The sequence below is a fragment of the Polaribacter glomeratus genome (assembly GCF_002954665.1).
Lineage (GTDB): Bacteria > Bacteroidota > Bacteroidia > Flavobacteriales > Flavobacteriaceae > Polaribacter > Polaribacter glomeratus.
This window is the reverse complement of sequence record NZ_MSCM01000001.1, coordinates 1,555,506-1,568,787: the sequence shown is the minus strand read 5'-3', so window position 1 is coordinate 1,568,787 and position 13,282 is coordinate 1,555,506. Positions and strand designations below refer to the sequence as shown.

Here is a 13,282-nt window from a genome sequence, read left to right as displayed (position 1 = left end):
CTAGCTTATTTTCTTTTTTATCATTTTTTGTAAAAAAACGTTGTTAGGCAACGTTACTTCTTCGTTTTCAATAGTTTTTATTTTTACAAAAAAAAGACCTATATCACTTATTCTACCTTCTATATTGTAGTCTTTGTCTATAATTTGAATGGTGTCGTCTAGTTTTGCAGAATGATTAAAAAAGATAATCATACCAGAGGTAAGATTTGATAAATGAGACCATTGGGCAAACAATGCAATACCAATAACGGTTAGCACAGAAGCCATAAACATAAATAATTCTGATTGATCTACACCCCAAACCGATAAAATAAAAATTAAAATAATAGTTATTAGAACTACTTTAAAAACTTTTTTGATAATTTTTCCTCGTGTTTTATGCAATAAACTTTTTAGTACAGTTCTATCAATTAATTTAATGATGATAATTTTAATTATAAAAAATAGTACGATTGAGATTATCGTTTCGTATATTTTAATTTCTATTAACTTCATTTTATTTTTTTTTAATTGGATGTTAGATCCATGTTGATATAAAATTGTGATGCTAAGCGAAATTATATTTTTTATGTTGAAAAGAAACTAAAAATAAAACTAAATATTTGTTATAATTTCTACGGATAAATAAAGTTTAAATGTAATAATTTTGTAAAAATTCAGCATATTTTAAAAAATAATTATTGAATATTTACACTTATTTTATTTGATAATCATCAAGAACACTCTTAATTCCTTCAGGGTAAGTAGTTACTCTAAAACTCGGAAATTTTTTCTTAAACTTACTAGAATCAAAGATATTATCAATAGCATATCTAGGAAGTAATTCTTGCGTTTCCTTTATGTTTTCATTAAAAAAAGAGACTATTTTTAATACCAATGAATTTAATACAGTATACTTTATTTTTCTGCCTAACTGGGTAGAAATTTCAGCGATTATGCCTTTGTAAGTTAGTCGGTTGTCATCACAAGGAAGATGCCAAGTTTGTCCGTAAGCATCTGTTGTATTGCCAATAAGTGCCATTGCTTTACTCGCATCAGGTGTATAAATAAGCGTTCTTAATACAGAGTCGCTTAAAAAAACTTTTGGCTTTTTATCAATTTTTAGGTTTTCAAAAATAAGGGAATTTGTAAGTCCTTTTGTTTTTCCAGGACCATAAAATTCGGGTGCTCTACAAATAACAGCATTAATTTCTTGTTGTTTAATGGCTGCTAATAAAAGTTCTGCTGCTAATTTTTTCGCTTTTCCTTTTTTTCCTTCGGATTTTAAAGGAGTATTTTCTAACTGAATTTTGCTATCTTGAGCATATGCATACGTATTATCAAAGTAAACAAGTTTGCAGTTATTGGCCTTACAAGCAGTTATTACATTGTTCATAATTATTGACCAATCTGTTAACCAAACATCAGATTTATAAGCAAGGCCAACGGTTAAATATGCAATTTCAGCGTTTTCAATAGCTTTAAAAACTTCCTCTAAATTTAGCAAGTCAGCTTTAAATAAAACATCATTCGTATTCACTTTTTTAGGATTTCGTCCAACTAACTTAATTTCAGTTGTGTAATTAGCGTTTAATTCTTTTGCCAATTCCTCACCAATTATTCCGTTTGCTCCTAAAATTACTTGCATATTATTTCTTTAAATAATGTTTGATGTAAAATTGATGTTTTCATTCTTTAAATTGAATCTAGTTCCGTAATATATTTTTTAGAATTCTTTAGCCAAGATCTCTTTTTAAAACTAATAAACAACTTAAATTAAATTTAAGAATAGTTTAATTTCCCTTTTTGAAGTAAAAAAATTAGGACTAACTCTGATGTTTTCACCCTGCAATGTAACCAGAACATTTTTAGTAATAAGCTTTTGATAAAGCATTTTAGTAGTTTCTAGAGAATCGGATTTAAAATGAATAATGGCACTTCGATCTTCTATCCTTTTAATGGGTGATATAATTTGATATCCTTTATTTTTAAGTCCCTCAATAATAACATCCGTGTTTTCGATCGCTTTTTTGTAAATATTTTCAACTCCTATTTTAAGTAGCAATTCTAATCCTGCAGACCAAGCATCAAATAGGGGATAAGCAATTGTACCAGTTTCAAATTTTCTAGAATCTTTATAAAAAGAAAGTTGGTCGTGCATTCTTTCTGCCGCGTACATTCCTGGTAAAACAGGATTAATTATTTTTATAACTCTTTTACTAACATATAAAAATCCTGTTCCGTGCAGCCCTAAAAGCCATTTAAAACCACAACCAGAAAGCACATCAATTTCATCTTTATCAACATCAATAGGAATCATACCAGCGGCTTGCGCTGCATCTACAATAAATAAAGCATCATTTTCGTGTGCAATTTTTGCAATTGCCGTTAAATTTGGTCTAAAACCGCTATTATATCTTACAGCCGCCATAGCCACAACTTTCGTGTTTTTATCAATTAGTTTTTTTATGGCTGATGGTTCAAAACTTTCATCTTTATTTACTTTTGCAAACCTAATTTCAACACCTTCTTTTTCTAAATGTAACCAAGGGTATGTTGTGTTCCAATGTTCGTTTTCAGGAATTATAATATTGTCTCCTTTTTTAAATTTTAATCCTTGTGCTACGATTCCTATACCAACGCCAGTGCTTGTTGTCAAAGCATACTCATCCGCAGAACCACCTAATAATTTTGAAAGTGGAACACGAATATTATCACGATTAAAACTTTTTTTACCAAGAAGTTGTAATTCTGTTTTCAAACAATTTTGAAGTCTATTATAAACCAAAATATTAAGTGGTGATTGTGATGCGCTATTCAAATAAATTGCTTCTTTGGTAACCGGAAAAAGTGATCGAATTTCTTCTATATTCATAATTTTGTAGGAATAATTTTTACTAATAATTATTTATTCAATATCTTCTTTATTCTAGATGCTAATTTGCTATTATTTTCTTCCTAACTGCCAACAGAACGATTTATAATTACTCCTTTTTTGTCAATTACAAAGTTTTAGGAATAGAATTTGTGCCTATTTATTCCAGGTTTTTCGCAAATAGACTATGTACTTTTTTAGTTGCGCCTTTACCATAGAAGTTATAGTACCATTTTTTACAGAAACTTCAAGTTGTTCTTTTGTTATGATTTCATTGTTGAAAATAATTATATACTCAGGCTTTAGCGCACTTGTTTTTTATCCAAAGAAAGAAAATCTTTAAAGCACAAATAATAGAAAAAGAGTTTGCTTTATTTTTTTCTATAAAATGATAGCTAAGTTATACTTTTTTCTGTTTAAAGTGAAAAAGCCGCAAAATGATTTACATTTTACAGCTTTTTAAAAGTTTTATTTCAGCAAAATTGTTTGTACTTTAATTTCTTTCTATAACACTACCAGAACCCACAGATTTAGTATCAATATCTAAAGGATTTCCTTTATAATAAACGCTACCAGAACCTACTATTTTTGCTTTAATTTTGCTTTTAACACTAGCGTTTACACTACCAGAACCAGCAATATTTGCGTTTAAAATATCCGTATTTAAATTGTAGGCTTTTATACTACCAGAACCAGCAATAGAACAAGTTAACTCTTTTGCAGTGCCAGTTAATTCGATGTTTCCAGAACCACCAATATTTGAGCTAATTTCATTGGCATCAACTTTTAAAGTAATGTTTCCAGAACCGCCTAAAGCAACAGCAAAATCTCTACTTTTTATAATTTCAGTACTACGAATGTTTCCAGAACCAGCTAGCGAAACTTTTTCTATATTTTCAAAATAAACAGTAACTAAAAGTTTTTTGGTTGTGTTAATATTTGTGTTTTTCTTAAATTGTATATGCAAAAGATCTCCTTCAATTTCCGTTTCTATAAAAGGGATAATGTTTTCTTCGCCTTCAATAGTAATTTTACCTTCTTTGCCTTTTACCAACAAAACATCAAAAGAACCACCAACAGCAATGCCATCAAAACTAGAAGTTGTTCTATTTACAGTTACTACTTTTCCGTTACCTTTTATTTTTTTACTACTTCCAGACCAATCTTGTGCATTAGCAGTTATTGATACAGTTAAAATAAGTACAGTTAAAACGATTTTTTTAAACATGATTTTATTGTTTTTTGATTGATTTTAATTAATATTCTGTGATGGAAACTCCACCATATTGAGATCTAATTTTTAGTTTAGAATTAGAGTTTCCTTTTCCAAATTTACCTCTATAATAACTTTTTGTTGCTTTTGATGTTTTTTGATAAAATTCCATTTTATCATTCTCGCCTTTAAAACTAGCATATTGCAAATCTACTTCAAAATCGAACACAGCATCACTTTCAACGCCTATTTTAATATCTGCATATTCTGCATCAATTGTTACTTGTTCAAAACCTTTTGTTACTTTTTTTACAGAAATAGATCCGTAATCTGTATCAATAATTAAATTTCTTCTGATAGTACCAAAGCTCATACTTACATAATCAGAATTTCCATTCACATCATCAGCTTCCTCAATACTTATGGATCCATAATCTGCTTTAAAGTTGATGTTACCAACGGTTCCAAGTTTTAAAGTTGAATAATCGGCATTTACTTTTAAATCTCCTGCTTTATCAATACTAATTTTAGAATAATCAACATTTATATTGCCAGTTTTTATAGCACCAATGGTGGATGAATTGCAGTAATCTAAATTAATAGTAGTATAATCTCCAGTTAATTCACCTACCGAAACTTTACCATAATCGCAGTTGATAGAAGCGTTTCCTGATAAATAATCTAAATAAATACTTCCATAATCATTGTCTAAATTTACAGAATTAGATTTTGGCATTTTTATGACGTAATTAATTTGATACGTAATATTGCTGCTTTTTTTCCAGAAAGACCAGCTTTTTTCTTCTTTTTCAAAGTTAGTCTTAGCGGAAACAAAGTTAGAAGAAGCATCAAATTGAATATCAATGGATGCAAGTTTGTCTTCAACACTTTCTAAATCATCACCTTTTACAGTGATTGTAACTTCTATCTCTACTCTGTTTTTATCCCAAGTGGTGATGTTTAAATTTCCATATTTATTATTAATAGACACTTTTGCATCTGCATTTACAGCATATTCTTTTTTGATAATTTTCTTTTTTTCTTGCTTTTTACCATCAACAATAGCCGAGGTAATTAGCGGGAAAAGTAAAAAAAGCAGAGTAATTTTATAGATATATTTCATCTTTTATTAGATTAGGATTTTTAATTTGTTCAAGTTGAATTAATACGTTTTCTAAAATTTCTAAACGTTGCTGGTAATTTTGAATCATCTCACTTATAATTTGTCTTGAGTTTCCTTCAATATTTAATTCTTTTACAAAAGTTTTATAATTGTCTTCTAATTCTTCCAATCGCTCTAAAGCTTCTTCGATAATTATTTCTGTTTCTAAATTTCTATTTTTTTCAAGATTTTTTAATTCTTGATGAATAGTGGATACAAAATAGTTTTGTACTTCTTCCATTTTAGGAGAAACATCGGCTAAATCCATTTGTTTTTTTTGATGATTGCTGCCCAACCAAAAGCCTAAAACTAAAACTACTGATGCCGCTGCACTTAACCATTTCCAAGAAGTTTTACTATTCTTTTTTGGCTGATTTAGTTTGCCTTCAAAACGTTCTAAATGTCCTGATTTCGGCTCTTGGAAATCAAATTTATTTTCAGAAAAGAAATCCTCTAATTTATTTTCCATACGCTTGTATTTGTGTATTTTCTGCAAGTAGTACTTGCTTTAATTTTTTCTTTGCTCTAGAAATTGTGGTTCTCACATTCTCATTTGTGTACTTTAAAATTTGTGCAATTTCTTCATAATCATATCCTTCTATTAAATTTAAAGTAAGTACAACCCTGTAATTTTCTTTTAAATTTTGCAACGTATTTAAAACCTTTTTAGGGTTTAAATCTTTATAATCAATAGCTTCATCATCAATAGTATCATTTGGTATTACTTCCATTTTTACTTCTTCGTATCTATTGTTTTTCTTTAACTGAGTTAAACTTTTATTGATTACAATTCGTTTTAACCAAGCTCCAAATGCAACTTCACCTTTATAGGAGGCTAACTTTGTAAAAGCAGTTAAAAAGGCTTCTTGCATAATATCTTCCGCTTCAAAACTATCTTTTAAAATTCTGTGCGCAGTATTATACATAGCGCTGTAATAGGCTTTGTATAATAGTAACTGCGCGTTTTTATCAAACTTTTTACAGCGTTCTATAAGGTTGGTTATATGTGGTTGATTGGTTTCCAATAAAACGTTACTATTTTAAAGACTAGATGGTTTTTGAGTTGTTACAGTTTACAAAAATAAAAATACTATTTTTTTATAGTTAGAATTTTAAAAGATATACTTTTAACTAAATTCCTTTGGCATAACAATTGACTTATTTATAATAGATAATTGCTGTTTAGTTTTTAAGCATTTAGTTATCAGTATTTTATAATTATAATACTGATGTTGGTTTTTGTTAGTAAAGAAAATCAATGTCACAATGACACATATACAGCACATGAGCAAATCAAAAATTATAAAGTTAGACAGTTTGTCGTTTCAAAATATTATGAACGAAGATTCTGAATTAATTCCTTTAATGACGCCCGAAGATGAAGAAATTATCAATAAAGAAAGCGTTCCAAAAACATTACCAATTCTCCCGTTAAGAAATACAGTTTTATTTCCAGGAGTTGTAATTCCTATTACCGCGGGTAGAGATAAATCGATTCAATTAATTAAAGACGCAAACAAAGGCGATAAAATTATTGGAGTGGTTGCGCAACGTAATGAAGATGAAGAAGAGCCAACGTTAAAAGATATTCATACAACCGGTGTTGTAGCACAAATTTTACGTGTTTTAAAAATGCCTGACGGGAATACAACTGTCATTATCCAAGGAAAAAAACGTTTCGAAATTGAAGAAATTATTCAAGATGAACCATATTTAAAAGCAACCGTAAAAGAAGCGGTTGATGATAAATTTGTGGAAGATAAAAAGGAGTTTGAAGCCATTATAGATTCTATAAAAGAACAAGCTTTAGAGGTAATTAAAGAAAACCCGATGTTGCCTTCGGAAGCTTCTTTTGCAATTAAAAATATTCATTCAGATGCATTTTTGGTCAATTTTATTGCATCAAATATGGATTTGACAGTGATGCAAAAACAAGTTATTTTAGAAAAAGACAATCTAAAAGAACGTGCTTTACTTACTTTGAAAAGTTTAAATAAAGAGCTTCAGAAATTAAAGTTAAGAAATGATATTCAATCTAAAACACGCGAAGATTTAGACCAACAGCAACGTGAATATTATTTAAATCAGCAATTAAAAACAATTCAAGAAGAATTGGGTGGCGTTTCTAATGATCAAGAATTAGACGAAATGCGCGTGCAAGCTAAAACTAAAAAGTGGACCAAAGAAGTTGGTGATACTTTTGAAAAAGAATTAGCACGTTTGCGAAGAATGAATCCGCAAGCTGCAGATTATGGTGTGCAAAGAAGTTATTTAGAATTGTTGTTAGAACTGCCTTGGGGAATTTTCTCGAAGGATAAATTTGATTTAAAACACGCTGTAAAAGTTTTAGATAGAGATCACTTCGGATTAGAAGATGTAAAAGAAAGAATCATTGAACATTTGGCTGTTTTAAAGCTAAGAGGAGATATGAAATCGCCAATTATCTGTTTATACGGACCTCCAGGAGTTGGTAAAACTTCGTTAGGTAAATCGGTTGCAGAAGCTTTAGGACGTAAATATGTAAGAATGTCTTTAGGTGGTTTGCGTGATGAAGCAGAAATTCGCGGACATAGAAAAACATATATCGGTGCAATGCCAGGTAGATTGATTCAGAACTTAAAAAAAGCCGGAACGTCAAATCCTGTTTTTGTATTAGATGAAATTGATAAGTTAAGTAGTAGTCATCAAGGTGATCCATCTTCTGCAATGTTAGAAGTTTTAGATCCTGAGCAAAATGAGGCTTTCTACGATAATTATTTAGAAGTTGGGTACGATTTATCAAAAGTACTTTTTATAGCTACCGCAAACAATTTAGGCCAAATTCCTTGGGCTTTGCGCGATAGAATGGAAATTATAAATGTTACGGGTTATACAATTGAAGAAAAAATAGAAATAGCTAAAAGACATTTGTTGCCAAAACAATTAAAAGAACATGGTTTAACGGTTAAAGAAATAAAACTTGGCAAAAAACAATTAGAACAAATTGTTGAAGGTTATACGCGTGAATCTGGTGTTCGTGGTTTGGAAAAACAAATAGCTAAAGTGGTACGTTTCGCAGCAAAATCGATTGCTTTAGAAGAGGAGTACGATATTGTTTTATCATCAGAAAAAGTAGAAGCAATTTTAGGAACACCAAGATTTAGAGATAAATCTGAAAATAATGATGTTGCAGGTGTCGTTACAGGTTTAGCTTGGACAAGTGTTGGTGGTGATATTTTATTTATAGAATCTATTTTATCAAAAGGAAAAGGAACACTTTCTATTACAGGTAATTTAGGTACTGTAATGAAAGAATCTGCAACAATTGCGTTGCAATACATAAAGTCGAATGCAGAGGAATTTGGAATTAATCCAGAAATTTTAGAAAAGTACAATGTGCATATTCACGTGCCAGAAGGCGCAACGCCAAAAGACGGACCAAGTGCAGGTATTACTATGTTAACTTCTTTAGTTTCTTCGTATACGCAGCGCAAAGTAAAAAATAAGTTAGCAATGACAGGCGAGATTACATTACGTGGAAAAGTATTGCCTGTTGGCGGAATTAAAGAAAAAATATTAGCTGCAAAAAGAGCAAATATTAAGGAAATAATTTTGTGTAAAGACAATGAAAAAGACATTTTAGAAATTAAAGAAAGCTATCTAAAAGGCTTAACTTTTAACTATGTTACAGATATGAAACAAGTAATAGAATTGGCGCTCACAAAACAAAAAGTAACCAATGCTAAAAAATTAATTTAAATTAAAAAGCCTCTTTTCAAAACTTTGAAAAGAGGCTTTTTTTAATTACAATAATCACAATTAGGTAAGTTTAATTGTTGTTGTAATTGCTTGTAATAAGCACATTGTTTTCTCAAGGCCTCCGTTTCTCCATTACATTTGTACGCATAAGCAGCCTGACATTGATAATCATATTGTTTGTCAATATTACTTGGGCCATTGTAACCGTTACAAACAATAGAATCTACAGCAGTATCTGCTTCTTCTTCACCAAATAAATCTTCGCAACTTAAAATTGTAATTGAAAAGATAGCAAAAATCGCTAAAAATAAAAAATTTCTTTTTTTCATGACTAAATCATTTAAGGTTAGGAGTCAAACTTATAAAAAATTGGTGTTTAATTATATACCTATAATTAGGTATATTTCTGATTTTAAAACACTATAAGAGCATCAAATGCTAAAAAATTGATTTAATTAAAAATCGTCTTTTCAAAGTTTTGAAAGGACGATTTTTTTTGTGCTATATAAACGTAAACTTAAAAAAGGTAAAGCGTAGATACTTATTTTAGATATTTAATTGCTTTATTTCCTAGTGGCTTTATATGTGCCATTGGGTTGAATCATCAGTATTGCATTTATTGATGCATCATCAGATGCTACAAATTCAACTTTAAAACCTTCTAAGGTTTTAAAAGTAAACTTATGTTTGTCTGTTGCTAACAATTCATACTCAGGTTGCCCTTTAACAAAAAGATACAACGTACTTTCATTTTTTAGATAAACTTTTATTTCAATTCCTGCTAATTCATAACTTCCTACATACTTTTCTAAGATTGCTTTGTCAACGTTAATAATAGATGGTTTGTGCTTAAATTCAATCGGATGCTCTAAAGCTTCTTCCATTTTCATTTTAACTAAAGAAATATCACCTACATCGTTGGTATTAAAGTTTAATCGCCAAGCACCATCCTCTGTAGTATCAATTCCTTTTTTAGTTACCTCGAATATTTCAAAAACATCATAGTGTACATGCTTTAAATAAAATTTTTTTAACGTAAAACTTGCAAATAATGAGTCATTTTGGTTGGTAATAGTAAATTCGCCGTAACCAAGGTTTGAATACTTACCCGTAAAATCTTGCAAAACATGCGATGGTTTTGTATTTTCTACTTTTGAAGCTAATGTTTTGTCTTTTGCCGCTTTCTCTTCTTTTTTTTCTTTTAATTTTTGATCTGTAAACTTTTTTGACCAATTTGTTTTTTGCGTTTTTAACATTCTATCTGCAACGATATTTCTAACTAAGCTAGGAACTGCTGAACCGTTTTGATTTGCTAAAACTACAATTCCTAAACTATCAGTAGGAAAAAAGGCAACATTAGCAGAAAATCCATCAATGTTTCCTCCATGCTCAACTCGATAATGTCCTTTGTAAGATGATAGAAACCAAGCATACCCATAGTTTGATAAATGCATATCAGGAAACTCTTTATCGGGTTGCCCGCTGCTTGCGACCATTTGAGAACTTGTTGCTTCGTTAATATAGGATTCGGGTATTACTTGCTGTTCGTTAAATTTTCCATTATTTATCCAAGTTATCAACCAGTTCGACATATCATTTACGCTGCTATTAATACTTCCTGCAGGACTCATACCTGCAATATGATAATAGTCCATTTTGCTTATCAAACTGTCTTTTACAAGCTCATAACCGAGTGCTGCATTTAAGCTTTTCTTTAATTCGTCAATAGAAACATTCGACCTATTCATGTCTAAAGGCTTAAAGAAGCGTTCTTTAATATTTTCCTCCCAACTTTTTCCTGTAATTTTTTCTGCAATTACACCTTGCGCCAAAAACATAAAGTTATTATAATACCATTGTTTTCTTACACCAGTAAATGGTTCTTGGTGTTTTACACGAAGTAGTAAGCTATCTTTATTATTGGTAGGAAAAAGATACCATGAATAGTCATTACGAGGTAAACCTGTTCTATGACTCATTAAATCTTTAATAATGATGTTCGTATTCATGTCATCAGTATTAAATTTTAAATTAGGTAAGTATTTTGTAGGACTTTCTTCAAAAGACATTTTATCATCTTGTCTCAATTGACCAAGAATAGCAGATGTAAATGCTTTTGAACTAGAACCAATCGCATACAAAGTATTGGCATCAGCAGGTATTTTATTTTCAAAATCACTATAACCAAAACCTTTAGCGTAAATAATTTTTTTACCTTCAACAATTGCAACAGCAAAACCTGGTGCTTTTGTAACTTCAAGAATAGTATTTAATTCCTTTTCAAGACCTTTGAGACGTTTATCGTTTTGAGCAAAAACTGATGAAAATGAAATTATTGTAAAAAGTGCAACTATTATTTTTCTCATGATTTCTTCTATTTATTATAATTTTTTGTCATTTATTTTTACAAATAAAGCGCTTATATAGCGAATGAATAAACACACGATCTGGTGAACTAAAAAAGGCTTTTATTATTAGTTATTGAAACAGATTCAACATTTGTAGCAAGTTAGAGTTTTTTAACGAAAAAATTAACAAAGCATTACACCTTATTTTGTGCATATATTAAAAGAGTTAAAAATAAATTTTAAGCTAACTTTTTGAGCACTATTAGTTTAATAAATAATTTAAAAACAAACTACCGCTAACATTCCTAAAAACCTTTAATAAATTAGTACTGTTTTGTTAGTCAAAATCATCCATTTTAATTAGTACTCATAGTAGTAAAACAAAAAAAGCCCCAAATTGGAGCTTTCTATTTTTGTATAAATCAAATTCAAGGATCTAAGAAATGTCTTCTTTATCGTGATTTTTATAAAATTGCATAACAATAAAAGAGCCAATTACAGAAGATGCAAAACCTTCTATCACTAGCGTTAATACAATCTCTGGTAGCGACAAATCTCCAGCTATTAAAAATGAATTCTGTATAACTTGCATAAAATCAGGATTAATAACTTCTAAATACACAACTACACCAACAATAGATAAAGCGACCGCCAAGGCTGATGTCTGAATTCCAACACCTAGATTGGTAGTAAATGCAGTTACTTTATTTGTGTAAATATTTGTTTTTATTGCTTGATGAATTCCAATTAGAACGAAAACAAGATTAAAAAAACGAAGGAAACCGTTACCTGCAAGTCCTAATAACTTACTTAAAAAGAAAAACCCCCCAATTAAGATTGTAATTAATAATGCATTCGTAATAATTATTTTTTTAGTAGACATAAATTTTATTTAGTTTTACCAAAGATAAGGCTTAACAAATAAAACCACCTTAAATGAAATTTTAATGCCCTTTTAAAAAACCTAAGAATTTATAATACCATTAACTTTCTCTAATTCATCCGCAGAAAAAATAGTGTTATCAATCGCTTTTACACTGTCTAAAATTTGTTCGGTTTTACTTGCACCAATTAAAACAGACGTAATTCTGTCATCCTTTAAAATCCAAGAAATTGCCATTTGTGCTAACGTTTGATTTCTGTTTTTAGCAACTTCATTTAATGAATTAATTTTAGGAAGCATTTCTAAAACTTGATTTGTATTTAAAAAAGGACTGTCTTTAACAGCTCTCGAATCTTTTGGCAAACCATTAATGTATTTATCCGTTAACATTCCTTGTGCTAAAGGCGAAAAACAAATAGCGCCAACTCCAGAATTTCCTAATAAATCTAGCAATCCATTTTCAATCCATCGATCAAACATATTATATTTTGGTTGATGAATTAAACACGGCGTTCCTAAATCTTTTAAAATTTTAAATGCTTTTGCAGCTTCTTCTGGTTGATAATTAGAAATACCAACATACAATGCTTTTCCTTGGCGAACCATCAAATCTAAAGTACCCATAGTTTCTTCTAAAGGTGTGTCATAATCAGGTCTATGATGGTAAAAAATATCCACATAATCCAATTTCATTCTTTGTAAGCTTTGATCTAAACTAGCTACTAAAAACTTTTTAGAACCTAAATCTCCATAAGGTCCTGGCCACATTCCGTAACCAGCTTTTGTAGAAATTACTAATTCGTCTCTATAAGATTTGAAATCTTTTTTTAAGATTTTTCCAAAGTTTTTTTCAGCAGAACCAGGAGGTGGTCCATAATTATTTGCCAAATCAAAATGTGTTATTCCGTTATCGAAAGCACATTTTAATAAATTTCTAGCATTTTTAAAATCGTCATTTTCTCCAAAATTATGCCACAATCCTAAAGAAAGTTCAGGTAATAATAAACCACTATTTCCTGTTCTTCTGTATTTCATTTTCTCGTAGCGATTTTCATCAGCTACATATGCATTTAGTTTTGTCATA

General features: G+C 29.7%; 12 protein-coding genes. 1 reads left to right on the top strand and 11 read right to left on the bottom strand.

All coding sequences use genetic code 11. The features are described from left to right. The 7 genes from BTO16_RS06700 to BTO16_RS06670 all read right to left on the bottom strand — a co-directional run bounded on the left by BTO16_RS06700 (position 1) and on the right by BTO16_RS06670 (position 6,254). Positions 1-495, bottom strand: a complete 495-nt coding sequence (locus BTO16_RS06700) for a mechanosensitive ion channel domain-containing protein (protein WP_105020849.1) — start codon at positions 493-495, stop codon at positions 1-3. A gap of 199 nt (positions 496-694) precedes the next feature. Next, positions 695-1,627: an NAD-dependent epimerase/dehydratase family protein gene (locus BTO16_RS06695; protein ID WP_105020848.1), complete on the bottom strand. Its 933-nt coding sequence runs from the start codon at positions 1,625-1,627 to the stop codon at positions 695-697. Between the two features lie 123 nt (positions 1,628-1,750). After that, positions 1,751-2,854, bottom strand: a complete 1,104-nt coding sequence (locus tag BTO16_RS06690) for an aminotransferase class V-fold PLP-dependent enzyme (protein WP_105020847.1) — start codon at positions 2,852-2,854, stop codon at positions 1,751-1,753. Between the two features lie 493 nt (positions 2,855-3,347). Continuing rightward, entirely contained in the window at positions 3,348-4,082 is a 735-nt protein-coding gene (locus tag BTO16_RS06685; RefSeq protein ID WP_105020846.1) for a head GIN domain-containing protein, read from the bottom strand. A 28-nt stretch (positions 4,083-4,110) separates the two neighbouring features. Further along, positions 4,111-5,190 (bottom strand): hypothetical protein, encoded by a 1,080-nt coding sequence (locus BTO16_RS06680; protein ID WP_105020845.1) that lies wholly within the window; start codon positions 5,188-5,190, stop codon positions 4,111-4,113. Continuing rightward, on the bottom strand, positions 5,174-5,698 hold the full coding sequence (locus BTO16_RS06675) for a hypothetical protein (protein ID WP_105020844.1): 525 nt from the start codon (positions 5,696-5,698) through the stop codon (positions 5,174-5,176). Before BTO16_RS06675 ends, BTO16_RS06680 begins: the two co-directional genes overlap by 17 nt. Beyond that, positions 5,688-6,254, bottom strand: a complete 567-nt coding sequence (locus BTO16_RS06670) for an RNA polymerase sigma factor (protein WP_105020843.1) — start codon at positions 6,252-6,254, stop codon at positions 5,688-5,690. The genes BTO16_RS06675 and BTO16_RS06670 overlap by 11 nt, the downstream gene beginning before the upstream one ends. Before the next feature lie 241 nt (positions 6,255-6,495). On the opposite strand from BTO16_RS06670, the gene lon reads away from it, so the two are divergent. Beyond that, on the top strand, positions 6,496-8,967 hold the full coding sequence (gene lon, locus BTO16_RS06665) for an endopeptidase La (RefSeq protein WP_105020842.1): 2,472 nt from the start codon (positions 6,496-6,498) through the stop codon (positions 8,965-8,967). 41 nt (positions 8,968-9,008) lie between these two features. Here lon and BTO16_RS06660 read toward each other — a convergent pair whose 3' ends face one another. The 4 genes from BTO16_RS06660 to mgrA form a co-directional block, all read right to left on the bottom strand. Further along, positions 9,009-9,296: a hypothetical protein gene (locus BTO16_RS06660; RefSeq protein ID WP_105020841.1), complete on the bottom strand. Its 288-nt coding sequence runs from the start codon at positions 9,294-9,296 to the stop codon at positions 9,009-9,011. A gap of 234 nt (positions 9,297-9,530) precedes the next feature. Next, positions 9,531-11,333, bottom strand: a complete 1,803-nt coding sequence (locus BTO16_RS06655; protein WP_105020840.1) for a serine hydrolase — start codon at positions 11,331-11,333, stop codon at positions 9,531-9,533. Between the two features lie 418 nt (positions 11,334-11,751). Next, positions 11,752-12,198: a hypothetical protein gene (locus tag BTO16_RS06650; protein WP_105020839.1), complete on the bottom strand. Its 447-nt coding sequence runs from the start codon at positions 12,196-12,198 to the stop codon at positions 11,752-11,754. Between the two features lie 81 nt (positions 12,199-12,279). Then, a complete protein-coding gene (gene mgrA / locus BTO16_RS06645) occupies positions 12,280-13,281 on the bottom strand; it encodes an L-glyceraldehyde 3-phosphate reductase (protein ID WP_105020838.1) in 1,002 nt (333 codons plus the stop codon). Position 13,282: the final 1 nt, after the last annotated feature.